The sequence below is a fragment of the Symbiopectobacterium purcellii genome, assembly GCF_019797845.1.
In the GTDB taxonomy this organism is placed as follows: Bacteria; Pseudomonadota; Gammaproteobacteria; order Enterobacterales; family Enterobacteriaceae; genus Symbiopectobacterium; species Symbiopectobacterium purcellii.
On the sequence record NZ_CP081864.1, the window covers coordinates 3,537,764 to 3,563,918 of the forward strand.

At 55.8% G+C, this 26,155-nt stretch carries 26 protein-coding genes; 15 read left to right on the forward strand and 11 right to left on the reverse strand.

Annotated elements, in window-relative coordinates; genetic code table 11:
• The first annotated feature begins 28 nt into the window (after positions 1–28).
• The gene (locus K6K13_RS16590) at positions 29–1,213 is read left to right on the forward strand and encodes an acetyl-CoA C-acetyltransferase (protein ID WP_222157976.1); all 1,185 of its coding nucleotides are present in this window, start codon (positions 29–31) and stop codon (positions 1,211–1,213) included.
• Between the two features lie 80 nt (positions 1,214–1,293).
• Here K6K13_RS16590 and mtnK read toward each other — a convergent pair whose 3' ends face one another.
• The gene (gene mtnK / locus K6K13_RS16595; RefSeq protein WP_222161144.1) at positions 1,294–2,496 is read right to left on the reverse strand and encodes an S-methyl-5-thioribose kinase; all 1,203 of its coding nucleotides are present in this window, start codon (positions 2,494–2,496) and stop codon (positions 1,294–1,296) included.
• A 149-nt stretch (positions 2,497–2,645) separates the two neighbouring features.
• On the opposite strand from mtnK, the gene mtnA reads away from it, so the two are divergent.
• Positions 2,646–3,674, forward strand: coding sequence for an S-methyl-5-thioribose-1-phosphate isomerase (mtnA, locus tag K6K13_RS16600; RefSeq protein WP_222157977.1), 1,029 nt, complete (start codon positions 2,646–2,648; stop codon positions 3,672–3,674).
• A 42-nt stretch (positions 3,675–3,716) separates the two neighbouring features.
• Here mtnA and K6K13_RS16605 read toward each other — a convergent pair whose 3' ends face one another.
• The 3 genes from K6K13_RS16605 to K6K13_RS16615 are packed head-to-tail and all read right to left on the reverse strand — an operon-like array spanning position 3,717 to position 5,577.
• Positions 3,717–4,259 (reverse strand): 1,2-dihydroxy-3-keto-5-methylthiopentene dioxygenase, encoded by a 543-nt coding sequence (locus tag K6K13_RS16605; RefSeq protein WP_222157978.1) that lies wholly within the window; start codon positions 4,257–4,259, stop codon positions 3,717–3,719.
• Positions 4,260–4,270: 11 nt separating this feature from the next.
• Complete coding sequence (gene mtnC, locus K6K13_RS16610) at positions 4,271–4,966, reverse strand: acireductone synthase (RefSeq protein ID WP_222157979.1); 696 nt, start codon at positions 4,964–4,966, stop codon at positions 4,271–4,273.
• The gene (locus tag K6K13_RS16615) at positions 4,963–5,577 is read right to left on the reverse strand and encodes a methylthioribulose 1-phosphate dehydratase (protein ID WP_222157980.1); all 615 of its coding nucleotides are present in this window, start codon (positions 5,575–5,577) and stop codon (positions 4,963–4,965) included. The genes mtnC and K6K13_RS16615 overlap by 4 nt, the downstream gene beginning before the upstream one ends.
• 183 nt (positions 5,578–5,760) lie before the next feature.
• Here K6K13_RS16615 and K6K13_RS16620 point away from each other — a divergent pair, with 183 nt between their 5' ends.
• Both K6K13_RS16620 and K6K13_RS16625 read left to right on the forward strand, forming a co-directional pair.
• Positions 5,761–6,918, forward strand: coding sequence for a pyridoxal phosphate-dependent aminotransferase (locus K6K13_RS16620; protein ID WP_222157981.1), 1,158 nt, complete (start codon positions 5,761–5,763; stop codon positions 6,916–6,918).
• Positions 6,906–7,673 (forward strand): amidohydrolase, encoded by a 768-nt coding sequence (locus K6K13_RS16625; protein ID WP_222157982.1) that lies wholly within the window; start codon positions 6,906–6,908, stop codon positions 7,671–7,673. Before K6K13_RS16620 ends, K6K13_RS16625 begins: the two co-directional genes overlap by 13 nt.
• Before the next feature lie 332 nt (positions 7,674–8,005).
• Here the strand turns inward: K6K13_RS16625 and hpxK are convergent, their stop codons facing one another.
• The 7 genes from hpxK to K6K13_RS16660 form a co-directional block, all read right to left on the reverse strand.
• Complete coding sequence (hpxK, locus tag K6K13_RS16630; protein ID WP_222157983.1) at positions 8,006–9,286, reverse strand: allantoate amidohydrolase; 1,281 nt, start codon at positions 9,284–9,286, stop codon at positions 8,006–8,008.
• Positions 9,283–10,530, reverse strand: a complete 1,248-nt coding sequence (locus K6K13_RS16635) for a pyridoxal-phosphate-dependent aminotransferase family protein (protein WP_222161145.1) — start codon at positions 10,528–10,530, stop codon at positions 9,283–9,285. Before K6K13_RS16635 ends, hpxK begins: the two co-directional genes overlap by 4 nt.
• 49 nt (positions 10,531–10,579) lie before the next feature.
• The gene (locus K6K13_RS16640; protein WP_222157984.1) at positions 10,580–11,323 is read right to left on the reverse strand and encodes an amino acid ABC transporter ATP-binding protein; all 744 of its coding nucleotides are present in this window, start codon (positions 11,321–11,323) and stop codon (positions 10,580–10,582) included.
• Positions 11,304–11,957, reverse strand: a complete 654-nt coding sequence (locus K6K13_RS16645; protein ID WP_222161146.1) for an amino acid ABC transporter permease — start codon at positions 11,955–11,957, stop codon at positions 11,304–11,306. The genes K6K13_RS16640 and K6K13_RS16645 overlap by 20 nt, the downstream gene beginning before the upstream one ends.
• Positions 11,957–12,625, reverse strand: a complete 669-nt coding sequence (locus K6K13_RS16650) for an amino acid ABC transporter permease (RefSeq protein ID WP_222157985.1) — start codon at positions 12,623–12,625, stop codon at positions 11,957–11,959. The genes K6K13_RS16645 and K6K13_RS16650 overlap by 1 nt, the downstream gene beginning before the upstream one ends.
• 24 nt (positions 12,626–12,649) lie before the next feature.
• Positions 12,650–13,444: a transporter substrate-binding domain-containing protein gene (locus K6K13_RS16655; RefSeq protein ID WP_222157986.1), complete on the reverse strand. Its 795-nt coding sequence runs from the start codon at positions 13,442–13,444 to the stop codon at positions 12,650–12,652.
• A 220-nt stretch (positions 13,445–13,664) separates the two neighbouring features.
• Positions 13,665–14,504 carry a MurR/RpiR family transcriptional regulator gene (locus K6K13_RS16660; RefSeq protein WP_222157987.1) on the reverse strand — a complete coding sequence of 280 codons (840 nt, stop codon included), beginning with the start codon at positions 14,502–14,504 and terminating at the stop codon, positions 13,665–13,667.
• A 180-nt stretch (positions 14,505–14,684) separates the two neighbouring features.
• Here K6K13_RS16660 and hpxX point away from each other — a divergent pair, with 180 nt between their 5' ends.
• The 11 genes from hpxX to emrA all read left to right on the forward strand — a co-directional run bounded on the left by hpxX (position 14,685) and on the right by emrA (position 26,149).
• Complete coding sequence (hpxX, locus tag K6K13_RS16665; RefSeq protein ID WP_222157988.1) at positions 14,685–14,876, forward strand: oxalurate catabolism protein HpxX; 192 nt, start codon at positions 14,685–14,687, stop codon at positions 14,874–14,876.
• 14 nt (positions 14,877–14,890) lie between these two features.
• Positions 14,891–16,282: an AtzE family amidohydrolase gene (locus K6K13_RS16670; RefSeq protein ID WP_222161147.1), complete on the forward strand. Its 1,392-nt coding sequence runs from the start codon at positions 14,891–14,893 to the stop codon at positions 16,280–16,282.
• 699 nt (positions 16,283–16,981) lie between these two features.
• Entirely contained in the window at positions 16,982–18,184 is a 1,203-nt protein-coding gene (gene proV, locus K6K13_RS16675) for a glycine betaine/L-proline ABC transporter ATP-binding protein ProV (RefSeq protein ID WP_222157989.1), read from the forward strand.
• Positions 18,177–19,319 carry a glycine betaine/L-proline ABC transporter permease ProW gene (proW, locus tag K6K13_RS16680; protein ID WP_222157990.1) on the forward strand — a complete coding sequence of 381 codons (1,143 nt, stop codon included), beginning with the start codon at positions 18,177–18,179 and terminating at the stop codon, positions 19,317–19,319. The genes proV and proW overlap by 8 nt, the downstream gene beginning before the upstream one ends.
• Positions 19,320–19,350: 31 nt before the next feature.
• A complete protein-coding gene (gene proX, locus K6K13_RS16685; protein WP_222161148.1) occupies positions 19,351–20,349 on the forward strand; it encodes a glycine betaine/L-proline ABC transporter substrate-binding protein ProX in 999 nt (332 codons plus the stop codon).
• 139 nt (positions 20,350–20,488) lie between these two features.
• On the forward strand, positions 20,489–21,667 hold the full coding sequence (locus K6K13_RS16690; RefSeq protein ID WP_222157991.1) for an MFS transporter: 1,179 nt from the start codon (positions 20,489–20,491) through the stop codon (positions 21,665–21,667).
• 96 nt (positions 21,668–21,763) lie between these two features.
• Positions 21,764–22,522 carry an AzlC family ABC transporter permease gene (locus K6K13_RS16695; protein ID WP_222157992.1) on the forward strand — a complete coding sequence of 253 codons (759 nt, stop codon included), beginning with the start codon at positions 21,764–21,766 and terminating at the stop codon, positions 22,520–22,522.
• On the forward strand, positions 22,519–22,863 hold the full coding sequence (gene ygaH / locus K6K13_RS16700) for an L-valine transporter subunit YgaH (RefSeq protein WP_222157993.1): 345 nt from the start codon (positions 22,519–22,521) through the stop codon (positions 22,861–22,863). The genes K6K13_RS16695 and ygaH overlap by 4 nt, the downstream gene beginning before the upstream one ends.
• Positions 22,864–23,127: 264 nt before the next feature.
• Positions 23,128–23,613: a transcriptional repressor MprA gene (gene mprA / locus K6K13_RS16705; protein ID WP_244665038.1), complete on the forward strand. Its 486-nt coding sequence runs from the start codon at positions 23,128–23,130 to the stop codon at positions 23,611–23,613.
• A gap of 100 nt (positions 23,614–23,713) precedes the next feature.
• On the forward strand, positions 23,714–24,637 hold the full coding sequence (locus K6K13_RS16710) for an IS5 family transposase (RefSeq protein ID WP_222157231.1): 924 nt from the start codon (positions 23,714–23,716) through the stop codon (positions 24,635–24,637).
• A 336-nt stretch (positions 24,638–24,973) separates the two neighbouring features.
• A complete protein-coding gene (gene emrA / locus K6K13_RS16715; RefSeq protein WP_222157995.1) occupies positions 24,974–26,149 on the forward strand; it encodes a multidrug efflux MFS transporter periplasmic adaptor subunit EmrA in 1,176 nt (391 codons plus the stop codon).
• The last annotated feature ends 6 nt before the right edge of the window (positions 26,150–26,155 follow it).

Sequence of the window (26,155 nt, forward strand, 5' to 3'; positions counted from 1 at the left end):
TCGCGGTGATGAAACAGAGGAAAACAACATGAAAAACGTCGTTATCGTGAGTGCAGTACGTACCGCCATCGGCAGTTTCAACGGATCGCTTGCTGGTGTAAGTGCTGTCGATTTGGGGGCTACCGTTATCAAGGCGGCACTCGCGCGCGCCAACCTTGATGCGGAATGTGTCGATGAAGTGATCATGGGCAACGTGTTACAAGCAGGCCTCGGGCAAAACCCGGCGCGTCAGGCGTTGCTGAAAAGCGGCCTGGCAGACACGGTGTGCGGCTACACCGTCAACATGGTGTGCGGATCGGGGCTGAAAAGCGTAGCGTTAGCCGCGCAGGCGATTGAATCTGGTCAGGCCACAACGCTGGTGGCAGGTGGTATGGAAAACATGAGCCAGGCCCCCTACCTGCTTGATGCCAAAGCGCGCTGGGGCTACCGCCTCGGCGATGGGCAGTTGTCAGACGTTATCCTGCGCGATGGCCTGGTCTGCGCCACCCACGGTTATCATATGGGCATCACCGCGGAAAACGTCGCCAAAGCCTATGACATCAGCCGCGCCATGCAGGATGAAGCAGCCCTCATCTCCCAGCAACGGGCGGTTGCGGCGATTCAATCCGGCGCGTTCGATGCAGAGATCGTCCCCGTCACCGTCAAGCTGCGCAAAAAAGAGGTCGTGTTCCACACCGATGAGTTTCCCAAAGCGGACTCTACGCTGGAAGGGCTGGCAGCTTTGCGTCCGGCCTTTGACAAAGCGGGCACCGTGACCGCCGGGAATGCCTCAGGCATCAACGACGGTGCCGCCGCGCTGGTGATAATGGAAGAAGACGCTGCGCGGGCTGCCGGGTTGACGCCACTGGCACGTATCCGCGGTTATGCCAGCGGCGGTGTCGCCCCCGCGCTGATGGGGATGGGGCCCGTGCCCGCCACGCAAAAAGTCCTGCAACAGACAGGATTGCAGATTGACGATTTTGATCTGATCGAAGCCAACGAAGCCTTTGCCGCCCAGTTCCTGGCGGTCGGCAACACGCTGAAATTCGATCGGGAAAAAGTTAACGTCAACGGCGGAGCGATGGCGCTCGGCCACCCGATTGGTGCCAGCGGCGCGCGCATTCTGGTGACGCTGCTGCATGCGCTGCGGGCGCGTGATGAGACGCTGGGGCTGGCAACGCTGTGCATCGGAGGCGGCCAGGGCGTGGCACTGGCCATTGAACGTCTTGACTGATTTTATGTTGTCACATCAGGGATAACGCAGCGGTAAACCGGCGGCAGCCCATGCGTCGGTTTACCGCCTGTGCCTTTACATTACGCGCCGCTCTGTCGCACCCGCGCCAACAGCGCAGCGGCATCGGGAATATCACTTGCAGTCAGAATCAACGTTTTACCCAATTCAACGGCGTGACGCTGGCAGGCGTGGCGCGCCTGCGGCTCCACGATGTTTGCCAAATCGGCAACGTGCGAGAAGCCTATCGCGCGCCGAATCAATTCTGTACCGGCGTAACCCAGGGTGTCCTGCCACACGTGTTTGAGGAACTGCTCTGCATACCCTGATTCCACCAGCGCCGGATCGCGGCCGTACACCTCAATCAACGCGCTAAAACGTACGGAAAAGGCGTGCCACAGCGCGGTGATATCCTGTAAACGGTTATCGCGCGCAGCGGCGGCGTCTCGCGGGGCCAGCAGCCCTGGCAGGCCACAGAAATTCAGTAACAGGTTGCCCAGCACGGTGCCAATATCAAACCCGATGGGCCCATAGAAACCGAATTCTGCATCAATCACTTTCAGCGTCGTTGGCCCGACAAAAATCGAACCGCTGTGAATGTCCCCGTGCAACAGTGCCTCTGCGTTCGCCAGAAAACGGTGCTTGAGCGCCGCCACGGCGCGCTTTAGTGCCGCGTCACGCCACAGCGCTTCCACCGTTGGGCGCAACGCGGTATCAAAGCGGTTACGCTCATGGTCGCGATAGGGGTCGGTAAAAAACAGATCTTCGGTGATCTGACACAGTTCAGGGTTGATAAAACGTGAAACCGCCGCTTTTTTCTCATGCGGATGCTGATAAAAATCAGAGGTGTGGAACAACACCTGCGCCAGATACTCCCCCACCTGCGCCGCCGCCTGCGGATAGGCCTGACCATCCACCAACTCGCGCCGCCAAATATGCAGATGAGAAAGATCCTCCTGCACCATCACTGCCAACGCCGCATCATGATGCAGCACCTTGACCGTGTGCTGTGGGCAATATTGCGCATGCACCAGCAGGGTTTCCGCTTCAATACGCGCTCTGTCGAGGGTTAACGGCCAGGATTCCCCAACGCAGCGCACATAAGGCAACGCCTGTTTCACAATGACACGGCTCACGCCCTGCGTATCGCGGATTTTAAACACCAGATTAAGGTTGCCATCACCAATTTCATCGGCGACCACCAGCGTATGCGGGTCCGGCACCGCACCAAATTGACGGGCATATTCAACGGCATCTACCGCGCTAAAGGTACGATATAGGGACATCACCACCTCTTCTTGTAACTCGACCATCGATTAATTCGCTATCCGCCATCCGGTTTTAGACATAAAAGCGTTTGGACGTCTATACTTCTGTTTTTCATATTGGCAGAATAAGAAAATCAACGCAATACGCAACAGGAATTTAACGACCCATGCAGAGCTTTAACACACTGAGCCTGAAGGTGACGAATAATCAACTTTGGATCCTCGACCAACAGGCTTTACCCCAGGAAACGGTGTGGCACCCTAGCCCGGATGTGGCGGCGCTGGTTGAACATATTCGTACTTTGCGGGTGCGCGGCGCACCGCTGATCGGGCTTTCCGCCAGCGTGCTGTTAGCGCTGCTGGCAGAAAATGGCATGCCAGTAACCGCACTCGAGCACGCATTGGAAACCCTGCGTGCCACGCGCCCAACTGCCGTCAATCTGATGAACAATCTGGATCGTATGAAACGGGCACTGGAGCAGCCTCAGCATGTTCCCGCACTGGTACAGGAAGCATTGCGTCTGATCGAGGAGGATCGCGCACTGTGTGAACAGATTGCTCAGCACGGAGCGACATTGGTCAAACCCGGCAGCCGTCTGCTTACCCACTGCAATACCGGAGGATTAGCCACCGCGGGCGTCGGCACCGCCATCGGGGTGATTCACCATGCGCACCGCCAAGGGCATGTGGAGCGGGTCTGGGTGGATGAAACGCGCCCCTTATTACAAGGGGGGCGGCTAACCGCCTGGGAGTTGGGGGAATTAAACATTCCCTATCGTTTGATTTGTGATTCGATGGCCGCCACCCTGATGGCACAGGGTCAAGTCGATGCCGTCTGGGTCGGCGCCGATCGCATTGCCGCAAACGGTGATATTGCCAACAAAATTGGCACTTACAGCCTGGCGGTGCTGGCCCATTATCATGGTATCCCGTTCTATGTCGCCGCACCGCACACGACGCACGATGCAGCCTGCCCGGATGGCAAGGCGATCCCCATTGAGCAACGCGCCGCCAGCGAGGTGACCGGCGTGGCGGGCAGCTTTGGCATTTGTCAGTGGGCACCGCAAGACGTACAGGTCTATAACCCGGCTTTTGATGTCACACCCGCTTCGCTGATTAGCGGTTGGGTGCTGGATAGCGGCGTGATCACACCCGAACAGGTGCAAGCAGGGATCTTCACTCAGGCATTACGGTAATGCCCTTCCTCCAGCCAATGGCTGGAGGAAAAATCAGCACGACTATGCCAGTTTTGGATAAGCATCGGCAATGGCATCACCGGTAAAATGCGCCACCCAACCGTCGGGATTATCGAACAGGCGAATTGCGGTAAAATGCGGCTCGGCGCCCATATCGAACCAGTGTGCGGTACCCGCGGGTACCGACAGCAGATCGTTCTTCTCACACAATATCTGGTAAATCTTGCCGTTCAGGTGCAGGCAGAATAGCCCGGCACCTTCGACGAAAAAGCGCACTTCATCTTCGCTGTGTGTATGCTCAGACAGAAATTTGGTGCGCAATGCCTCTTTCTGCGGGTTGTCGGCACGCAGACTGATCACATCCCAGCTTTGGTAGCCCTTCTCTGCCACCAGTTTATCAATCTCATGCTGATACGCCGCCAGCACTTCTTCCGCTGACGGAGAGACGCTCAGCGTACGATCGGCCTGCCAGCGTTCAAAACGCACCCCAATCGCGGCAAGCGCCGTTTGGATGGCCTCCGCATCGCGGCTGTCCCATACCGATTGGCTGGCGTCATTGTCGTTAAAAATGGTTAATGCACTCATGGCAAGGCTCCTTAAACGGCGCGAGTGGCCTGGGATGGGTCAATCTGGTCGAAACGTACCACCTGACGATGGAAGCTTTCTACATCAGCTTCATCACGGATCAACTGACACGTTTGCCAACCAGCCTCGGCAGCAGCATCCAGCTCTTGATGAATATCAGACAAAAACAGCAGTTGTTCTCCCGGCAGCCCAATTGCCTGTGCAATATGGTGGTATGAGCCCGCTTCGCGCTTGGCCCCAACGCGGGTGTCAAAGTAACCACTGAACAACGGACGTAAGTCCCCTGCATCGCTGTAACCGAACAGCAGTTGCTGTGCTTCCACCGACCCCGATGAGTAGACGTAGAGCACGATACCCTGCTCGCGCCATCTGCGCAACTGCGGCGCAACGTCGTCATAGACATGGCCACGGAAATCGCCGTTGAGATAGCCATTGCGCCAGATAATGCCTTGCAGACGTTTTAATGCCGTTGATTTGCGATCCTGCTCCATAAATTGATTTAGAGCTTCCAGCAAGGTGAACGCGTGCGCCTGCGGCTGACCGAGCTCTTCGCGTAACAACGCCAGCGTTTCGGCGATTTCTGGCTGCGTGTCAGCCTGCGCGACGGTCTCGGCTAAACGCGCCCGCGCGTAGGGGAACAGGATGTTATGCACAAAACGGATATCGCTGGTGGTGCCTTCAATATCCGTCACGATGGCCTTGATCATTTAGCCTCCAGCAGACGTCGTTGCAGTTCACACTGAAACAGAAACTCGAGCCCTTCCAGATGACGGCGCGCCTGTGCAACATCGTCTCCCCAGCAGTAAAGCCCATGACCACGCACTAAAAAACCGTAGCGCAGCGCCTGAGTATCGGCGTACGCCGCCACGCGAGCTGCCAGTGCGGGAATATCCTGATCGTTGGCGAAAATGGGAATGGCAACGCGGTCAAGATGGGTATGTTGCCCTTGCAGAGATTTCTGCATCTCATACCCTTCCAGCACCAGCGCATCGCTTTTCTCGACGCGGGAGAGCACTGTCGCGTTCACGGAATGGGTATGCAACACGGCTCCGACTGACGCAAAGCGGCGATAGAGCAAGGTGTGCAAACCGGTTTCAGCCGACGGCGTGCGCCCGCTGGGGACATGGTTATCGGCAATATTCACCCGTAAAAAATCATCCTGATGCAAACTGCCTTTGTCCTTACCGGATTCAGAGATCAGGCAACGGTCTTCATCCAGACGCACCGACATATTACCGCCGGTTGCCGGACACCATCCTTTTTGCCCAATCCAATGACAGGCCGCGACTAACGCCGCCAGTTCTGGGTTTTCACTCATCGTTCATCCTGTGCAGGTGTGCTCTTCACCACAGCGTTTCGCACCGTGGTTAGTACGTTTTGTTATAGGTTAGACGTCAATGGAATTTAGCCGTTTAAACGTCTATGCGTCTTGATTGCCAAATACTAGCATCGTGTTATATTGGCTCGCAATACAGCAGGTTTGCAGGAGTTCATTTCTACCATGAGTGCCGCACTTTTTCCCGAAAGCAAACTGCCCGCATTGGGCACCACCATCTTTACTCAAATGAGCGCGTTGGCGCAGCAGCATCAGGCGATCAACCTGTCGCAGGGGTTCCCGGATTTCAGCGGACCCGATTACCTGCAACAACGTCTGGCCTATCACGTTGCCCAAGGGGCAAACCAATATGCACCGATGACCGGTGCTGCACCGCTGCGCAGCGCGATCGGCGAAAAAACTGCGGCACAATATGGCTGGCAGCCCGATGCCGACAAGGAAATCACAGTCACGGCTGGGGCCACCGAAGCACTGTTTGCCGCCATCGCTGCGCTGGTACGGCCCGGTGATGAAGTTATCTGTTTTGATCCCAGCTATGACAGCTATGCGCCAGCTATTGAGCTGGCGGGCGGTGTGGTTAAACGCGTAGCGCTACAGCCACCGCTGTTTAGCGTGGACTGGGCGGCGTTTCGCGCGCTGTTAAGCGTCCGTACTCGTCTGGTGATCCTCAACACGCCACACAATCCGTCTGCCACCGTGTGGCGTCAGAGCGATTTCGAGCATTTATGGCAGGCGATAGCCAACCAGGAAATCTACGTGTTGAGCGATGAAGTCTATGAACACATCTGCTTTGCACCGGAAGGACACGCCAGCGTGCTGCGCCACAGCGAACTGCGCCAGCGCGCTATCGCAGTCTCTTCCTTCGGCAAGACCTACCACATGACCGGTTGGAAAGTGGGTTATTGCATTGCGCCTGACGCCATCAGCGCAGAAATTCGCAAGGTACACCAGTACCTCACGTTCTCCGTCAATACGCCGGCACAATTAGCCATTGCCGATATGCTGCGCCATGCACCAGAGCACTGGCAGGAACTGCCGGAATTCTATCGGGCACGCCGTGATTTTCTGGTCAATGCGCTCTCCGCCAGCCGTTTTGAAGTGCTGCCCTGTGAAGGGACCTACTTCCTGCTGGCGGATTACAGTGCCATTTCTGATCTCGATGATGTCACTTTCTGTCGCTGGCTAACGGAACACGCTGGCGTGGCGGCGATTCCGCTCTCGGTTTTCTGCGCCGATCCCTTCCCACACAAATTGATTCGGCTATGCTTTGCTAAACAGGAATCTACCTTGCAAGCAGCAGCGGAGCGCTTATGTCGACTTTAACTATCACGCTACTACAACAGCCCTTGGTATGGCTCGATGGGCCAGCCAACCTGAGCCATTTCGATGCCGAGTTGGAAACGGTGCGCGGCAGCGATCTTATCGTGTTGCCAGAAATGTTTACCACCGGATTCGCCATGAATGCCGCGGGCAAGGGGCTGTCAAAATCAGTGGTGGAAACCTGGCTGCAAGAATGGGCCAAAGAGACCAATGCGCTCATCGGCGGCAGCATTGCGGTTTCCACGCCCAAGGGCGCGGTAAACCGCTTTGTGCTGGTTTCACCGTTGGGCGACGTTTACCACTATGACAAACGCCACCTGTTTCGCATGGCCAACGAGCATCACCATTTTGAAGCCGGACAAGGGCGCCTGATTATCGAATGGCGTGGCTGGTGGATATTGCCGCAGATTTGCTATGACCTGCGTTTCCCGGTGTGGTCACGCAACCGCCAGGACTACGATCTGGCGCTGTACGTGGCGAACTGGCCCGCCCCGCGCGCGCACCATTGGCGTACGCTGCTCGCAGCACGCGCCATTGAAAATCAGGCCTATGTAGCTGGATGCAACCGTGTCGGCGCGGATGGCAACGATCACAGTTATCAGGGGGACAGTCAGATAATCAACCCGCTGGGTGAGATCGTCGCGCGAGCGCCGGAGAATCAGTCCGCGCACATCAGCGCAGAACTGTCTCTGGAAGCCCTGCAAAGCTACCGTGAAGCGTTTCCGGCATGGCATGACGCGGACAGGTTCACTCTGTAGTAGGTGAGACGGCTCAGGCCGCTATTTCTCATAGGTATTTGGGGTTTCCCCCCGCGTTGAATGGCGCTGAGGAAAAGGATGACGCCAGGATGAGCTGCATGGATGCTGCGAAAGTCAGCGCCGCGTCTGGAACGCGTCGCTGGCGGTCCGTCCGGCGGCAGCGTTTTCCGAAGGTATCGCGTAGCGACGGCATTACGCAAATAGCTTGGGGTCGAGGGGAATGGGCGATTGCATTCCCCTCGTCGCGCGCGTGCTACGCAAGTGGCAGAGATAAACCACACATTTTCGCGCACGAAACTCTACGCAGACGTAGCATAAAAGCCCCTGATGCTTTAAACGCCGACTCGCAAGTCACTATTTTCACCAAAATTAAGCACCACCGCCAGCCACGCGCGCAGCGCCTGCCCCACATCCGCCGTGGTGATCGACTCATCCGGGTGGTGGCTAATCCCCCCTTTGCAGCGCACAAACAGCATACCGACCGGCCAACGCTCTGCTATCGCAATCGCATCATGACCGGCACCGCTCGGCAGAGCGGGAGCACGCCCTTGCACCTGTGTAACCGCCTCACGCAGCAACCGCTGTAATCCATCATCACAGCGCGTTGGCGCAATGCGGTAATACTCTTCAGCCGCAAAGCGGCAGCCGCGCGCCTGCACAATCTGCTCGCCATGAGACAATAAGTTCGCCAGCAACGTGGTCAGAGCCTGCTCCTCCGGTCCGCGCACGTCCAGTGTTAAACGGACCTCGCCCGGTATCACATTCGCCGCCCCCGGCGCACATTGCAACGTGCCGATGGTTGCCACCAAACCGGCCCCCTGCTCTTGTGTCAGTTGTTCAACCGCAACCATCCATTGTGCCGCTGCCGCCAACGCATCCTGACGTTGCGTCATCGGCACCGTACCGGCGTGACCCGCCGTTCCCTGAAAAACACAGTTTAACCGGCGTGCACCGTTGATCGCTGTCACCACGCCCAATGCGGCGTCGTCGTGCTCCAGACAAGGGCCTTGCTCAATATGCATTTCCAGATAGGCAGCGATGCTTTGTGGCGTGCGCGCCGCACGCCCAATGCCTTCCGGGCATAATCCTGCCTGCGTCAACGCTTGTGACACGCTTATACCTTGCGCATCCTGACAGGATAACCAGCTTTCAGGCCAGGTACCGGTCAGCCCTCGGCTGCCCAGCAGCGTAATACCAAACCGCGTGCCCTCTTCGTCACCAAATCCCACAATTTCCAGCGCCACTGGCAGGCGAATCTGTTGCTGATGCAGAAAGCGCACCACTTCAATGGACGCCAAAACGCCCAGCATGCCATCGTAGCGCCCGGCGTTGCGCACCGTATCAAGGTGCGAACCTAACACTACCGCAGGCACATCGGGCAGATTGCCTTCATAGCGACCACAGATATTGCCGACCGCATCCTGCCATACCTGCATTCCCGCTTCCCGCATCCATTCACCCACGCAGGTATTGGCGCGCAAATGCTGTGGCGACAGATAAACCCGCGTTAGCTGATCGCTGTCTTCGCTGATCTCTGCCAAAGTATCGCAGCGCCACATGACCCGCTCGGCAGCCGATTGCGCCGTAAAGTGCGATAACCACGGCGAACTCATCGCGTAACTCCGGCACTGGCGTCATAACGATCCCATGCCGCCTGCAATGCCGCGCCCTGCACCGTGCGGAAACCGTGGCGGTTGAGCACCGCTTCCAGCGCGCTCAGGGTTTGCATCACACAATCTTTGCGGGCGTTATACCCCATGGTGCCGATACGCCAGATTTTCCCCTGTAGCGGACCAAATGAGGTGCCGATTTCAATGGCAAAATCATTCAGCAAGCAGTGGCGAATTTGCTCACCCTGTATGCCCTCAGGGATAACCACACCGGTCACGTTATTCATTTTGTGTTGCTTGTCACCGTAAATGCGCAACCCCATGCCTTCCAGACCGGCGACCAGCGCCTCACCGTGCAGCGCATGACGCGCGATGCCTTTATCCAATCCCTCTTCGAGCATCACTCGGGCACACTCCCGTGCGGCGAACAGCATGCTGGTGGCTTCGGTATGGTGGTTCAGGCGCTCGGGGCCCCAATAGTCCATCACCATGCCGAGATCGAAATAGTTGGAGTAGATCATCTCCTCTTCACCGTCGCGATGTTCCGCCGTACGAATCCCCTGCTCCACGCAGCGACGACGGCGTATGGCCGCTTCCATCTTCGGACTGAGGGTGATTGGCGCGCTACCTGAAGGGCCACCCAGACACTTCTGCAACCCGGCAGAAACGGCATCCAATCCCCAGGCGTCGGTCTCCAGCGCGTTACCACCGAACGAGGCGGTCGCATCGGTATAAAACAGCACATCATGGCGACGGCAGATATCCCCGAGTTCGGCCAGCGGCTGCAACATGGTGGTGGAGGTATCGCCTTGCACCGTCAGCAAGGCACGTGGGCGTAACCGTTGGATAGCATATTCAATTTTATCCGGGGTAAAGACTTCCCCCCAGGGCACTTCGATGGTATGAACGTCAGCGCGACAGCGGCGCGCAATTTCACATAACAGATGCCCGAAACGCCCAAACACCGGCACCAAAACCCGATCGCCGGGGCGGATCGCCGAGAGTAAAATGGCCTCAATACCCGCGCGCGAGGTGCCATCCACCAGCATGGTCCAGCGGTTTTCCGTGCGGAACAGTTGACGATAAAGGGCCATGGTCTGGTTCATGTATTCCGTCATGGCCGGATCGTATTGACCAATCAACTGACATGCCATGGCGCGCAGTACACGGGGATCCGCATTGATCGGACCGGGTCCCATCAGTAAACGGTGAGGCGGATTGATCTGCGCGTATAAGTCGTTATTCATCATGCACAACTCCAAAAAAATCAGGAACGTTCGCTGCCAGCAACGGGGCTCAGGCCTCCGTCAAACCACGCACCGACGCAATAAATTGTTTGAGTTCGGGGGTCTGTGGGTTCGCGAACAGCGCGCGGCTGTCGCCTTGTTCCCACACGGTGCCTTCATGCATAAACACCACCCGATCGCCCACTTCCCGGGCAAAGTTCATTTCGTGTGTGACCAAAATCAGCGTCATGCCTTCTGCTGCCAGTTGCTCCAGCACCTTCAGCACTTCGCCCACCAGTTCAGGATCGAGCGCAGAGGTGATTTCATCGCACAGCAGCACTTTGGGGTTCATCGCCAGCGCGCGGGCAATCGCCACGCGCTGCTGCTGGCCGCCAGACAGGTTGGCCGGTGAGTAGTGCAGGCGTTCACTCAACCCGACTTTCGCCAGCATCTGCTCCCCCAAAGCACGGCACTCCGCTTCGCTTTTTTTCAGTACCAAACGGGGGGCCAGCATCACGTTTTCCAGCGCGCTCATGTGCGGGAACAGGTTAAAGTTCTGAAACACAATGCCCACGGAACGGCTGATTTCACGCGCTTGTGAATCGCGATTGGTCACGGTTACGCCACCGAGTTTAATGCTGCCTTCCTGATAGCCTTCCAGGCCGTTAATGCAGCGCAACAGCGTGCTTTTTCCCGAGCCGCTGCGCCCGATAATGGAAACGACCTCGCCCATATCGATATCCAGATCGACGCCTTTCAGGACGTGATTCTGGCCGTAGTATTTCTGCACCTGATTAATGGTGATGAGCGGCATTGAATTTCTTCTCCAGATAGCGGCTGTAGTAGGACAGCGGATAACACATCAGGAAGTAGCCCAGTGCGACCAGGCCAAAGACCTTGAAAGGTTGATAGGTGACGTTGTTCAGCATGGTGCCGGCCTTGGTCAGTTCGATAAAACCGATGATCGATGCCAACGCCGTCCCTTTAATCACCTGCACCGAAAACCCCACCGTGGGTGCGATCGCGATGCGCATGGCTTGCGGCGCAACCACCCGGCACAGCGTTTGACCAAAGCTCAGCCCGAGACAGCGCGACGCTTCCCACTGCCCTTTTGGCAATGCCACGATGCTGCCGTGCCAGATATCCACCAGAAATGCGCTGGTAAACAGCGTCAGTGCCAGTGCCGCCGCGGTCCAGGGACTGACATCAATGCCAAACAGGCCAAGGCCGAAAAAGGCCAGAAACAGCTGCATCAACAGCGGCGTTCCCTGAAACACACCGGCATAGAAATGCGTAAAACGTACCGCCCAACGGCGCTGGCTTAGCCGCACCAACAGCAGTGGCAATGTCACCAACGCACCGCCGAAAAAGGCCGTCAGCGAGAGCAGCAGTGTCCAACGCGCCGCCAGCAGCAGGTTGCGCACGATATCCCAATCGGTAAAGTTCATCACCCGTGCGTTCTCCCGAGTAAACGACGGCCCGCCATCATCAGCAGTTGTCGCATCAACAACGACAGCACCAGATAAAACAGCGTGGTGACCAGATACACCTCAAAGCTGAGAAAGGTGCGCGATTGAATCAGGTTGGCGGCAAAGGTTAGCTCTTCATAAGAGACCTGCGACACCACGGAGGAGCCGAGCATCACGATAATGCACTGGCTCACCAGCGCCGGATAAATGCGCTGCATGGCCGGTGGCAAAATAACGCGCACAAAGGTTTGCATGCGCGTCAGCCCCAGCACGCGCGCGGCTTCCCACTGCCCTTTCGGCGTAACCTGAATGCCCGCACGGATAATTTCCGTGCTGTAGGCCCCGAGGTTAATCAGCATCGCCAGCAGCGCGGCTTCACCCGCCGTCAGTTTCCAGCCGAGCGTTGGCAGGCCAAAAACAATGAAAAACAGCTGCACAACAAACGGCGTATTGCGGATCAGTTCAACGTACAGCCCCCACAGGCGGCTTGGCAGCGAGGGGCGGCCACTGCGTAATGCCGCGCCACAGATGCCGATGGCAATACCGCCAAAGGTCGCCATGGCCGTCAACTGGACCGTCACCCACAGCCCCGCGAGCAGTTCGGGCCAATAAGGCCACAGCGCGGCAAAATTCAGTTGATAGGTCATGGCATGTCTCCCTTAAGCACCCGGTTATTCAGTCAGCAGGCTGGCGGGCAATGGCGCTTTCAGCCACTTTTCAGAGAGCGAATTCAGGGTGTTATCCGCCAACGCCTGGGCAATCAGCGTATCCACCTTAGCTTGCAGCGCCGCTTCCCCTTTCTTGATGCCGATATAGCACGGTGAGTCTTTCAGCATAAATTTGGCAACCGGTGCCTTGGCAGGGTTTTGCGCCGCAATGGCTGCCACCACCAGGTTACCGGTAGCGATGTACTCCACCTGCCCGGACAGATACGCCGACAGCGTGGTGTTGTTATCTTCATAGCGTTTTATCTGCGCCGCTTTCGGGGCGATTTCACTCAGCACCATGTCTTCTACGGCACCACGCGTTACGCCGACGCTTTTGTCTGCCAGTTGCTGCGCATCGCTCACCGTACCAGCCTGCGGACCAAACACGCCGAGAAAGAACGGTGCATAAGCGCGGCTGAAATCGATCACTTTTTCACGTTCAGCGTTTTTACCCAGACTGGAGATCACCAGATCCACTTTATTGGTTTGCAGATAAGGCACACGGTTGGCGCTGGTCACTGGCACCAATTGCAACTTTAGTTTCATCTCCTGTGCCAGATAGCGAGCGACGTCGATGTCATACCCTTGCGGTTGCAGATCGGTGCCGACTGATCCAAACGGCGGGAAGTCTTGCGGTACTGCCACGCGTAACACACCACGCTGTTCAATGTCCTGAAGCTGATCGGCAACCGCGTTGCCCGCTTGTGCGACTAACAGCAGTGCGCCAGCCAGCGCGATAAAGTGTTTTTTGATGCCCATTGCGTATCTCCTGGTTGAGAGTCAGATGAAACCAAAAGTTCTTAACAAGCGATAAGTGAAACTATCGTTTCATTCACTAAGCAAAGGGCATGCCACTCTTAAAAAGTGTGCTAATCAGGCGTAGCAAGGGGGAAGTTGAGCGAGCCGGGGTTGAAACGCGCAAAAAATGCAGCGCTAAGCGAGCACCAAAAAAGTGCAAAAGCACTCTTTTGGCGCTCGCTTAGCGCTGCTCTAATTCATCCAGGTGGGTATAAAGATCGGCGATTTGATGAATACGTTGACGGCCCTGTTGCAACATTTCATGCAGTAACGCATTGCTGAGCAACCCGGCCAGACTCATGGCCGCGCTATAGCTATCAAAGGCGGAAACGCTGTCCAATGGCAGACATAGTGACCAGGTGGCAAACGGAAATAAGCCATTGGCCTGCGGTTCACAGATCAGTACCACGGGCACCTGACGCGCCTGCAACTGTGCCAGTAGCGGCTGGATAACGCGCGGACGGCAGCGAAACGCCACGATCACCGCAACATCCTGCGGTCCCAGGTCAGCAATCTCCTCCGACAGCGTCTGCCCCGGTTGGGCCAGCAGCGCCACCTGCGCACGCACCTGCATCAATTGTTGGCGCAGATGAAGCGCCACCGGATAGCTATTGCGCAGACCGACGATCGCGACCTGTCGGGCCCGCAGCAACGCATCGATAATGGCACCAAACTGTGCCGGATCGATACGGTTGATCCATTGCGCCAGATTCGCCATTTCCTGTTTACAGTGGCGCGCCAGCAGCGTATTGCCCTGAACCGCATCACGGCTCTCAGCCAGCGGCATCCCGCTTTGGCGCAAGGTTCTTAGCTCTTCACGCACATCACGGTAGCTGGCATACCCCAACCGCTTGAACAAGCGACTGACGGTCGCTTTCGACACGCCGCTCAGCCGCGCCAGTTCGGCACTGTTATAACCAATCACGTCGTCGAAATGGGTAAAGATAAAATCGGCAATGCGCTGTTCCTGCCCAGAGAGTGTGCTGTAACGACTGCGTAGCCGCTCATCAATTTGTGTCATGGTGATTCCGTTTTCTCTGTGTCACTGCAACTTTCGTTGCAATCACACTAACACAAGCCCATCACCGACATACAATAGGAAAAAACGTCTGCCCGCTCTGTCTCGACACCATTCTGGAACAACTCTTGCAACACACGTTTCACGCTAACGCCTCTGCATCGTGAAATAACAGGAGAACCGATGACCTCTCATACCCCTGAAACCCTAAGCGCGTATCTGCAACAGATGGAAACCCTGCTGAATCTGCCACTCCCCCCGGAGCGCCATGACGCGGTGCTGCTCCAGTTACAGCGCATCGCAGAGATGGCGCAGCCGCTGATGGACTATCCGCTGGAGATGCGGGAAGAGATCGCGGGGGTTTATCAATTATGACCCTCCCGTTGTCGATGGCGGAACTCACCGCATTATCCATCACCCAACTGCAACAACATCTGCAACGTGGAGAACTTGCCGCCCGTGAGATCGCCGACATTACGCTGGATGCCATCGCGCAGCGACACCCAACGTTAAATGCCTATACCCAGGTCACAGGCCAACGTATGCAACAAGAGGCCGATGCGCTGGATGCGAGGCGACTGCGCGGCGACGTTTTGCCAGCGTTGGCAGGTGTGCCTTATGCGGTAAAGAACCTGTTTGACGTTGCCGGAGAAACCACGCTGGCAGGCGCACAGCTGTTTGCCGACCAGCCTCCCGCCAAGCGCGATGCGTTTGCGCTGCGCCAGTTAAGCGCCAGCGGTGCTCTGCTTTACGGCATGCTGAATATGGATGCTTACGCCTACGGTTTCACCACCGAAAACAGTCACTACGGACCGACTCGCCATCCACTCGATCCAACCCGCATCGCGGGAGGTTCTTCCGGTGGCTCCGCCGCTGCGGTCGGCGCGGGACTGGTGCACTTTTCACTGGGCAGCGATACCAATGGTTCGATTCGGGTGCCCGCGTCGCTGTGCGGCATTTTTGGTCTGAAGCCGACGTTTGGCCGCTTATCGCGTGAAGGTAGCCACCCGTTTGTTGCCAGCCTCGATCATATCGGCCCAATGGCACGTCGCACGGAGGATTTGGCCCAGGTGTTCGATGCCTTACAGGGCATGGATAGTGACGATCGCTTTCAGTGCCCGCAGCCGCTCCTTTCTAGCGCATCCCGCTTGCAGGAGGGCGCCCACGGCCTGCGCAGTGCCGTGCTTTCTGGTTACTTTAGTGAGGCCTGCGATGATGATGCGCGCGCTGCCGTGCAACGTGTGGCACACGCGCTGGCGACCAGCGAAGAAAGGATCATCGCCCAGGCCGAGCTGGCTCGCACCGCCGCCTTTATTCTCTCGGCCAGCGAAGGGGGCAACCGTTATCTCTCCGCCCTAAGCCACGCGCCTGAAAAATTTGAGCCGCATTCACGTGAACGCCTGACGGCGGGCGCCATGTTGCCTTCGGCCTGGTATCTACAGGCTCAGCGCTTTCGTGACGTCTTTCGCCGTCAGGTATTACCGCTGTTTGAACACGTGGACCTGCTGATTGCCCCGGCGACGCCGTGCTGCGCCACCCTTATCGGCCAGGAAACGATGCGAATCAATCACACCGATCTGCCCGTACGCGCCAGTATGGGCATGTTGACCCAGCCTATTTCGTTTGTCGGGCTTCCCGTCGTCACCGTGCCGTTGATGACCACAAAAGGGTTACCGATTGGCGTGCAACTTATTGCTGCCCCATGGCGGGAAGATATTTGTCTGCGTGCCGCCTGGGCACTGGAACAATCCGGCGTGGTCAGCGCCATTTCCTGCCAGTAAAGACGGTGAAAGAGTCTTATACCCTAAATAATTCGAGTTGCAGGACAAAACGTTTACGTTTTGAACAGCGCTTGCGCTGGCCCACAGGGTGAATCTCAGGGATGAGATTCATTAATCCCGATGAGCTTACTCAGGTAAGTGATTCGGGTGAGAGAACGCCGCCAACGCACCTGCAGCTTGAAGTATGACGGGTATATCGGGGGATGCCTGTTGGCATCCTCTATTTCAATGCGTGTAACGGGGAAATATAAAGTATTGACAGTGGCATTTTTCCCCTTTCGATGGGGTAATCATTTTCAGTGTAATCCGAAAATAACCATCACCAAATAGCGATATAAATCACCTTTATCACTGCAATGGCATAAGTAATTTCAAAAAAAATCAAAACATCATTCACACCCATTATTACCCACAATATACCTAAACGTAAAAACCATTTAAAACACCGATTTTCAAAACACACAAAAAATTTAAATACATGAAAAAATTAATAAAAAACACCAACAAATAATATAAAAACCAGACAGCATAAAATAATGGATAATGGCCTATCAGACGGCATGAAAATGAATATCCTCATAGCACCATCCTCGGCATCAAGGGTTGCCTCAGAATCTGAGTATGGTAGGGTATGGCGTGTTTTCACCTTCATCAGGACGAAATATAGAACGATAAATCACAGAGGAATTTTATCATTTCATGGCAATAAAACTCGAAGTTAAGCATCTCTATAAAATATTTGGCGAGCACCCTGACAGGGCATTTAAACTGATAGACAAAGGGCTAAACAAAGATCAGATCTTTGAAAAAACCGGGCTCACTGTCGGCGTGAAAGACGCCAATCTGGCCATTGAAGAAGGCGAGATATTCGTCATCATGGGATTATCCGGCTCGGGTAAATCCACACTGGTACGCCTTCTCAATCGTCTGATTGAACCGACTCGCGGTCAGGTACTGATCGACGGCGAAAACATCGCTGAGGTATCAGACACGGAACTGCGCGCCCTGCGCCGCAAAAAAATCAGCATGGTGTTCCAGTCATTCGCCTTGATGCCGCACCTGAGCGTGTTGGCTAACACGGCGTTTGGCATGGAGTTGGCGGGCGTCGATAAAGCACAGCGCGAACAGAAAGCGCTCGAAGCGCTGCAACAGGTGGGTCTTGAAGCCTATGCCAACACGTATCCGGATGAGCTTTCCGGCGGGATGCGTCAACGCGTCGGTCTGGCGCGTGCACTGGCAAACGATCCCGATATCCTGCTGATGGACGAAGCGTTTTCAGCGCTCGATCCGCTGATCCGCACTGAAATGCAAGATGAGTTGGTGAAACTGCAATCGCGCCACCAGCGCACCATCGTATTTATTTCCCACGATCTGGACGAAGCCATGCGCATCGGCGATCGCATCGCCATTATGCACGGTGGTGAAGTGATCCAGGTAGGCACGCCGGATGAAATTCTCAACAACCCGGCTAATGACTATGTGCGTACCTTCTTCCGCGGCGTGGATATCAGCCACGTGTTCAGTGCCAAAGATATTGCGCGTCGTCGTCCCGTCACTTTGATCCGCAAAACGCCCGGCGTTGGGCCGCGCTCGGCGCTCAAGATCCTACAGGATGATGACCGTGAATATGGCTACGTGCTGGAAAAAGGCAAAAAATTTATCGGCGTGGTGTCTATCGATTCGCTGAAAAAAGCACTACACGCGCAACAACCGCTGGAACAGGCTTTGCTGCCCGACCCTGCCCCCGTGCCCGCAGATATGTCACTTAACGAGCTGATTTCACAGGTTGCGCAGGCCCCCTGCGCCGTACCGGTCATCGGTGAGAACAGTGAATATATCGGCATTATTTCCAAGGGCATGCTGTTACAGGCATTAGACAAGGAGGGCAGCAACAATGACTAACGCAACCAATCCGTGGGACACCACGCAAACACCGGTCAATGCTGCCGAACAGGCAGCCACCAGCAGCAATGGCGATCCCTGGTCATCGGCAGCACAGAGTGCATCGGCTTCGGGTGACGCCGCGACTAACAGCGCAGATGCCTGGGGTGCGCCCGCTCAGGATGCCGCCCAGTCTGGCGCTGATTGGCTGAACAGCGCCCCGGCACCGGCTCAGGAACACTTTTCGCTGTTAGATCCGTTCAAAGACACGTTGATTCCGTTGGATCATTGGGTCACCGGAGGGATCGACTGGCTGGTGCTGCATTTCCGTCCGCTGTTTCAAGGCATTCGCGTGCCGGTTGACATCATTCTCAACGGTTTCCAGCAGGCGCTGTTAGGTATGCCAGCACCGATTGCCATTGTGGTGTTCTCCCTTATCGCCTGGCAGATGTCATCACTGGGTATGGGGGCCGCAACGTTGATATCGTTGGTCGCCATCGGTGCTATCGGTGCCTGGTCACAGGCCATGGTCACGCTGGCGCTGGTATTAACCGCCCTGTTCTTTTGCATGCTGCTTGGTCTGCCGCTCGGCATCTGGCTGGCGCGCAGTGAGCGTGCAGCAAAAGTGGTGCGCCCGTTGCTCGACGCCATGCAAACCACACCGGCGTTTGTGTATCTGGTGCCGATTGTCATGCTGTTTGGTATCGGGAATGTCCCCGGTGTGGTGGTCACCATTATCTTTGCACTGCCGCCGATTGTGCGTTTGACCATCCTCGGTATCCGGCAGGTGCCCGCCGATCTGGTAGAGGCCGCGGAGTCCTTTGGCGCCAGTCCGCGCCAGATGCTGTTCAAAGTACAGTTACCGTTGGCAATGCCCACCATCATGGCGGGGGTTAACCAGACGCTGATGCTCGCGCTCTCCATGGTGGTGATTGCTTCGATGATCGCCGTGGGCGGATTGGGGCAGATGGTGCTGCGCGGTATCGGGCGTCTGGATATGGGACTGGCCGCCGTGGGCGGCGTCGGGATCGTTATTCTTGCCATCATTCTGGACCGATTGACTCAGTCTCTGGGACGTGACCGCCGTAGCCGTGGCAATCAATCCTGGTATCGCACCGGTCCGTTGGGGCTGATCTTGCGCCCGTTCACGCGTTAATCACATTACACATAAAGAGGGATAAACCATGATGCAGAAAACCGGATTCGGGGCTGTTGCCCTGATTGCCGCGCTGACAGGCTCGCCGCTCTATGCCGCCGATCAGCCGGGCAAAGGTATCCGTGTTCAGCCCGTGCAGAGCACCATTTCGGAAGAAACCTTCCAGACGCTGCTGGTCAGCCGCGCGCTGGAGAAACTGGGCTACGACGTGCAACCGATCCGCGAAGTGGATTACAACGTCGCCTATATGTCCATCGCCTCCGGCGATGCCACCTTCACCGCAGCCAACTGGGATCCGCTTCAAGCAGACATGTACAAAGCGGCGGGCGGTGATGTCAAATTTTATCGCGACGGCGTCTACGTTGGCGGCGCAGCGCAGGGCTATCTGATCGACAAAAAGACCGCGGAAAAGTACCAGATAACCAACGTTGAGCAATTGAAAGATCCGGAGATCGCCAAGCTGTTTGATACCAACGGTGATGGCAAAGCGGACCTGATCGGCTGTGCGCCGGGTTGGGGTTGTGAAGCCGCCATCAATCATCACCTTCAGGCTTACGGATTAAGCAATACGGTCGAGCACAATCAGGGTAACTACGCCGCGATGATCGCGGATGCCATTACCCGCTATAAAGAAGGCAAGCCGGTTTTCTATTACACGTGGACACCCTACTGGGTCAGTGATGTTCTGGTACCGGGGCGCGATGTTGTCTGGCTACAGGTGCCTTTCTCTTCTCAACCGGGAGAAATGAAAGGCTCCAGCACCAAGCTTGCTAACGGCAACGACTACGGCTTCCCCGTGAATAATATCCGCATCGCAGCGAACAAAGCGTGGGCCGAGAAAAATCCGGCAGCGGCCAAGCTGTTTGCCATCATGAAACTGCCGTTGGCTGACATCAACGCGCAGAATATGCGGATGCGCAGCGGAGAGAGCAGCCAGAAAGATATCGAACGCCATGTGGATGGCTGGATCAAAGCACATCAGGCACAGTTTGATGGTTGGGTAAAAACCGCCGCTGACGCGGCAAGGTAACCTATAGCCGCACGTTGTTATTCACTACTCACAGGCCCATTCGGGCCTGTTTTTCAGATTGCGTTCCCGGTAAACGCCCTCACGCTTAACGGATTTGCTACAATCACGCCCACACCTTTCAGAACGCTAGTGAGTATTCATGTCTTCTCAACAGGCCCAGACCGGCCTCAGCCTTCCTTTAACACTTATCATGTCAACGGCAACCGGATTAGCCGTTGCCAGTAATTACTACGCTCAGCCGCTGTTAGACACCATCGCCAGAGCCTTTGCGCTTTCGGTTAATCAGGCAGGGCTTATTGTCACCGCCGCGCAGGTGGGCTATGCGGTAGGTTTGATGTTTCTGGTGCCGATGGGCGATATGTTTGAACGGCGTGCGCTGATTGTCACCATGACGCTGTTAACCGCGCTGGGGCTGGTGATTACCGCACTGGCTCCGACATTACCGCTGATGCTTGCGGGCATTGGGGTCGCAGGGTTGTGCTCCGTGGTAGCCCAACTGTTGGTGCCGCTCGCGGCAACGCTGGCAACCCCCGAAACGCGTGGCAAGGTGGTCGGCACGATAATGAGCGGCCTGCTGCTCGGCATTCTGCTTGCACGCACCATTGCCGGTGCACTCGCCACGCTGGGAGGATGGCGCACCGTGTATTGGGTAGCCAGCGCACTGATGGTCATCATGGCGTTGGTACTGTGGCGTGCGCTGCCGCGTTTACCACCCAGCAATAACCTGCAATACGAGCAGTTGATCGTCTCCATTTTTCGGCTGTTTACCACCACGCCCGTGCTGCGGGTGCGTGCACTGCTTGGGTGTCTCTCTTTCGCCAATTTCAGCATTCTTTGGACCTCGATGGCGTTTCTGCTGTCGGCACCGCCTTATCACTATTCAGAGGGGATTATCGGGCTGTTTGGTTTAGTTGGGGCGGCAGGCGCACTGGCGGCCACCCGCGCCGGTCGTCTGGTCGATAAGGGAAAAGCCACAGTAACCACCACGGTGGGTCTGGTGCTGCTGTTGCTGTCTTGGGGCATGATCGCCATGGGTGCCACGGCGCTGCTACCGCTGATTGTCGGCATTGTGGTGCTCGATCTTGCCGTGCAGGGCTTGCACGTCACTAACCAAAGCGTGATCTACCAGATGATGCCGGAAGCGCGTAACCGGCTCACCGCCGGATACATGACCAGCTACTTTATCGGCGGCGCGGCGGGCTCTTTGCTGTCTGCGGCTACCTATCAGGTTGCAGGCTGGGCAGGCGTTTGCTATGCGGGTGCCGCAGTGAGCCTGCTGACGCTGCTTATCTGGATTCCCGGCCGAAAACACGGCTGACAGGGCCGTCAATAAGGATGTGTCACATCTCTGGCACATCCGCCGTTTTATCGGTAGGGTATTGACCACCCATTCTATTAAACGACACGTTAGCCAATGATAAGCCAACAGCAGGAGAAGCACATTGAACACGCTTCTCCGCACGCCACCTTTGCCGAAGGGGTGATCAGTAGCCTGCCGATTGTGATCGGTTATCTTCCCGTCGCCTTCGCTTTTGGCCTGAATGCGGTCAAACTCGGGTATTCGCCGTGGGAAGCCGTCTTTATGTCGTGCGTGATTTACGCCGGTGCCAGTCAGTTTGTGATTACCGCCCTGCTCAGTGCCGGGATGTCTATTTGGGTGGCGGCGTTTACCGTCATGGCCATGGATGTGCGCCATGTGCTGTATGGCCCTGCGCTGCGGCACCGTATTTTGCAGCGCCTGCCAACACGCAAAACACCGTTGTGGGCGTTTGGGCTGACCGATGAAGTCTTCGCCGCGGCGACAGCGCGGCTGGCACAAAACAATCGCCGCTGGAGTGAAAACTGGATGCTGGGCGTTGCTGCCGCCTCGTGGATTTCCTGGGCCTGCGGCACAGTGATCGGCGCGTTATTCGGTAATGGGCCACTGAAAGCGTATCCCGCCGTCGAGGCGGCGCTGACCTTTATGTTGCCGGCACTGTTCCTCAGTTTTCTGCTGGCCTCTTTTAAAAAGCGGCAAAGTGGGGTCGTGGTGTGCGCGCTGGGGGGCGCCCTACTTGGCTTACTGCTGTTCTCCATTCCGGCCGCGATCTTAGTCGGCATCGGCAGCGGCTGTGCCGCCGCACTGTTTCTCACACCGCCCGTCATGACTCAACAGGGGGAAAAATCCTCATGAGTAGCCAAATTTTACTGATTGGTGTGCTGGTTGGCATGGTGAACTTTTTATTCCGCTACCTGCCACTGCGTCTCGGAGCCAGCCGAGCCTCCGGCTCACTCAAGCGCGGCAAAGTAGGCGCGGTACTCGACAGCATTGGTATCGCGTCTATCTGCGCCCTGCTGATCGTTTCCAGCGTCCCTGAGATTCAACAGCATACTAACAAGTTGTTGCCCACACTCATCGGTTGCCTGACGCTCACGCTCTGTTTCTACCGGACACGCAGCATTGTCATCTCCACATTGTTGGGCGCGTTTTGTTACGGTATTGCTTTTAAATACCTTTCATTGGGAATTATTTAATATCATTGTGTTAGCAGTGCGTTATTAGTGGTTCACGTTAGCTAACACAAGGTCACTTACGTTCTGTCACAAAGTCGACGACACAATGCGACTAAATATCGTTTACCCGATTAGTAACTTTAGTTATTATACTGATCGTGATTAATGAGGTTCACATAAAAAATGGATAGTCCATCTGTACATAAGCGCGGGCTCACTGAAAGTGGCGCGCGTGACAAAAAACCTGAGTTCGATAAAAACAGTTCCTTCTCCCCCATCGAACAAATGATCAATCTGCGCGCATCGCGCAATCCAGAGTTTCCTCAACAGGAAATTTTGCTGGTGCGTTTGTGCATGCATATGCAGAACAAGATTCTGGAGCACCGCAACAAGATTTTGCGGGAACAGGGCATCAACGAAACGTTGTTTATGGCACTGATTACGCTGGAATCTCAGGAATCACGTAGCATTCAACCATCAGAATTGAGCGCCGCACTGGGCTCTTCGCGGACCAATGCCACCCGCATTGCCGATGAGTTAGAAAAGCGCGGTTGGATTGAACGCCGTGAAAGCGATAGCGATCGTCGCTGCTTACACCTGCATATGACCGATGAAGGCAAAGCGTTTCTCGATCGTCTGTTGCCACCGCAGCACCAGAGTTTGCATTTCCTCTGGTCGGCATTGGAAAAAGATGAGCAGAAGCAGTTGGAAGTATTGATGCGTAAATTGCTGGTGCGACTGGACGAAATGGACAAGATCGATAATCCATGATCTCGTCAGACCGATAATAACAATAGGCTTTGTTGAATAAATAGAACTTTTAGGTGAGCATCTGCTCAGATCACTACCGTCATTTCAACATCTGCACCCCATGGCAAAGCAAAAATTTAAAATCACCAACTGGTCTACGTACAACAAAGCTCTCAAGCTGCGCGGGTCTCTGACAATATGGCTGGATGAGTCGTCCGTTTCTGCATGGACGGAGAAAACAACGCCTGAACGGCGTGGCCGGCCGCGTCACTACTCAGATATGGCTATCACCACTGTTCTGATGATGAAACGCGTGTTTGGCCTTTCGCTAAGGGCTTTACAGGGCTTCGTTGACTCCATTTTTAAACTGATGGGGCTGCCGCTAAGATGCCCAGACTACTCGCTGCTCAGCAAGCGAGCAAAGACCGTTAAAATCAGCATAAAAACGCCGACCCGTGGTGAAATCTCCCATCTGGTCATTGACGCAACCGGCCTGAAGGTCTTTGGCGAAGGCGAATGGAAAGTCCGGCAGCATGGTGCAGAAAGACGGCGGGTGTGGCGTAAGCTGCATCTGGCCACAGACAGTGTGACGCATGAAATTATCTGTGCTGATTTGTCACTCAGCGGCACGACTGATGCTCAGGCTCTACCGGGCCTGATAAACCAGACCCACCGGAAAATCAGGGAAGCGTCGGCTGACGGCGCTTACGATACCCGCTACTGTCATGATGTGCTGCTGAGGAAGAGGATAAAGCCTCTTATTCCTCCACGACGTGGTGCGCAATATTGGCCAGACCGATACCATGAGCGTAATCACGCGGTTGCGGATCAGCGTCTAAGCGGCAGTAACGATGTCTGGAAAAAGAAAGTGGGCTATCATAGACGCTCAGTGGCTGAAACAGCGATATTCCGGTTCAAAACGCTTCTGGGCGATCATCTAAGTCTACGTGACTATGATGCGCAGGTAGGTGAGGCAATGGCGATGGTCAAAGCGCTTAACAAAATGACGCTGTTAGGCATGCCGAACAGCATCCGGATCGCATAACAATCGATCTGCTAGGGGAGCTGTAGTCACAAGTTCTGATTTATTCAACAAAGCCATAACAATACTGTCTTACCTTAAATACATCTTCACACGCACTGGCGTGTTTGCCAGATGCCTGGTGTTTTTAGATCAATACCCGTTCGTATCATGACCGTTCATTAAACGGACCACGTTCCGCTGCCTCACGGCAGCCGGAGCGATAAGTTGCATCATGGGTAAAGGCTGCGTTGGCCGCTTCTCTGCCGCGCAGTGCATGTGTAAGAATCGGCCATCGTTATCCGCCGTATTCCGATAAAAAATAACGAAAAAATGACATTTGAAGCAGAGGAAAACACCATGAGTTCAAGCGTGGAAAACCCAACGCCGCAGGCTCCTACTAAGAATAAAAAATACAAGCGCAAACGGGTACTTACCCTGTTGACCATGCTGTTTTTACTGGCTGGCTGCATCTGGTTCGTTTACTGGTATCAGGTGCTCAGGCACCATCAGGAAACTGACGATGCTTATGTGGCAGGCAATCAGGTGCAATTGATGTCCCAGGTGAGCGGCAGCGTCACCCGCGTTAACGTGGACAACACCGATTTCGTCAAGCAGGGGGCGGTTCTGGTCGAACTGGATGCGACAGATGCGCAACTGGCTTTCGAACGTGCGCAGACCGCGCTGGCCAACAGCGTGCGCCAGACGCACCAGTTGATGATCAACAGCAAACAATATCAGGCCAACATCGATCTGTATCAAACGGAGCTCAATAAAGCCACGGGCGACCTTGCGCGCCGTGAAGCGCTGGGCAACGTCAATGCCATCGGCCGTGAAGATGTGCAGCACGCCCGCGATGCCGTCGCCAGCGCGCGTGCTTCACTGGAAGTCGCCAAGCAGCAATATCAGGCCAATCGCGCCATGATCCTCGATACACCGCTTGAGCAACAACCCGGCGTACAACAGGCCGCGACCGATCTGCGCGACGCCTGGTTGGCACTGCAAAGAACCCGCATTGTCAGCCCGGTGGATGGCTATATTTCTCGTCGCAGCGTACAGGTGGGGGCACGTATCACCCCCGCTTCTGCACTGATGGCCGTGGTGTCCGCCCACCATTTGTGGGTGGATGCCAACTTTAAAGAAACGCAGCTTGCCAATATGCGTATCGGCCAACCCGTCACGGTGGTCAGTGATATCTACGGTGACGATGTGGTGTACCAGGGCAAGGTCGTCGGCCTCGACATGGGGACAGGCAGCGCGTTCTCCCTGTTACCGGCGCAAAATGCTACCGGTAACTGGATCAAGGTCGTGCAGCGTTTACCCGTACGTATTGAGCTGGATGCGCAGCAATTGGCGGAACACCCATTGCGTATTGGCCTTTCCACGCTGGTGAAAGTCGATACGGCCAATGTAGACGGAAAAGTGCTTTCCGATGCACCGCGCAGCGCACCGGCATATCAAAGCGATGCGTTGACGCTGGATCTGGCCCCGGTCAATACCCTGATCGACACCATCATTCGAGCTAATGCGGAATAACCTCGC

Coding starts and splice junctions, on each gene's coding strand:
- K6K13_RS16590 (WP_222157976.1), top strand. CDS start 29: ATGAAAAACGTCGTTATCGTGAGTGCAGTACGTACCGCCATCGGCAGT.
- mtnK (WP_222161144.1), bottom strand. CDS start 2,496: ATGTCCCTATATCGTACCTTTAGCGCGGTAGATGCCGTTGAATATGCC.
- mtnA (WP_222157977.1), top strand. CDS start 2,646: ATGCAGAGCTTTAACACACTGAGCCTGAAGGTGACGAATAATCAACTT.
- K6K13_RS16605 (WP_222157978.1), bottom strand. CDS start 4,259: ATGAGTGCATTAACCATTTTTAACGACAATGACGCCAGCCAATCGGTA.
- mtnC (WP_222157979.1), bottom strand. CDS start 4,966: ATGATCAAGGCCATCGTGACGGATATTGAAGGCACCACCAGCGATATC.
- K6K13_RS16615 (WP_222157980.1), bottom strand. CDS start 5,577: ATGAGTGAAAACCCAGAACTGGCGGCGTTAGTCGCGGCCTGTCATTGG.
- K6K13_RS16620 (WP_222157981.1), top strand. CDS start 5,761: ATGAGTGCCGCACTTTTTCCCGAAAGCAAACTGCCCGCATTGGGCACC.
- K6K13_RS16625 (WP_222157982.1), top strand. CDS start 6,906: ATGTCGACTTTAACTATCACGCTACTACAACAGCCCTTGGTATGGCTC.
- hpxK (WP_222157983.1), bottom strand. CDS start 9,286: ATGAGTTCGCCGTGGTTATCGCACTTTACGGCGCAATCGGCTGCCGAG.
- K6K13_RS16635 (WP_222161145.1), bottom strand. CDS start 10,530: ATGAATAACGACTTATACGCGCAGATCAATCCGCCTCACCGTTTACTG.
- K6K13_RS16640 (WP_222157984.1), bottom strand. CDS start 11,323: ATGCCGCTCATCACCATTAATCAGGTGCAGAAATACTACGGCCAGAAT.
- K6K13_RS16645 (WP_222161146.1), bottom strand. CDS start 11,957: ATGAACTTTACCGATTGGGATATCGTGCGCAACCTGCTGCTGGCGGCG.
- K6K13_RS16650 (WP_222157985.1), bottom strand. CDS start 12,625: ATGACCTATCAACTGAATTTTGCCGCGCTGTGGCCTTATTGGCCCGAA.
- K6K13_RS16655 (WP_222157986.1), bottom strand. CDS start 13,444: ATGGGCATCAAAAAACACTTTATCGCGCTGGCTGGCGCACTGCTGTTA.
- K6K13_RS16660 (WP_222157987.1), bottom strand. CDS start 14,504: ATGACACAAATTGATGAGCGGCTACGCAGTCGTTACAGCACACTCTCT.
- hpxX (WP_222157988.1), top strand. CDS start 14,685: ATGACCTCTCATACCCCTGAAACCCTAAGCGCGTATCTGCAACAGATG.
- K6K13_RS16670 (WP_222161147.1), top strand. CDS start 14,891: ATGGCGGAACTCACCGCATTATCCATCACCCAACTGCAACAACATCTG.
- proV (WP_222157989.1), top strand. CDS start 16,982: ATGGCAATAAAACTCGAAGTTAAGCATCTCTATAAAATATTTGGCGAG.
- proW (WP_222157990.1), top strand. CDS start 18,177: ATGACTAACGCAACCAATCCGTGGGACACCACGCAAACACCGGTCAAT.
- proX (WP_222161148.1), top strand. CDS start 19,351: ATGCAGAAAACCGGATTCGGGGCTGTTGCCCTGATTGCCGCGCTGACA.
- K6K13_RS16690 (WP_222157991.1), top strand. CDS start 20,489: ATGTCTTCTCAACAGGCCCAGACCGGCCTCAGCCTTCCTTTAACACTT.
- K6K13_RS16695 (WP_222157992.1), top strand. CDS start 21,764: ATGATAAGCCAACAGCAGGAGAAGCACATTGAACACGCTTCTCCGCAC.
- ygaH (WP_222157993.1), top strand. CDS start 22,519: ATGAGTAGCCAAATTTTACTGATTGGTGTGCTGGTTGGCATGGTGAAC.
- mprA (WP_244665038.1), top strand. CDS start 23,128: ATGATCAATCTGCGCGCATCGCGCAATCCAGAGTTTCCTCAACAGGAA.
- K6K13_RS16710 (WP_222157231.1), top strand. CDS start 23,714: ATGGCAAAGCAAAAATTTAAAATCACCAACTGGTCTACGTACAACAAA.
- emrA (WP_222157995.1), top strand. CDS start 24,974: ATGAGTTCAAGCGTGGAAAACCCAACGCCGCAGGCTCCTACTAAGAAT.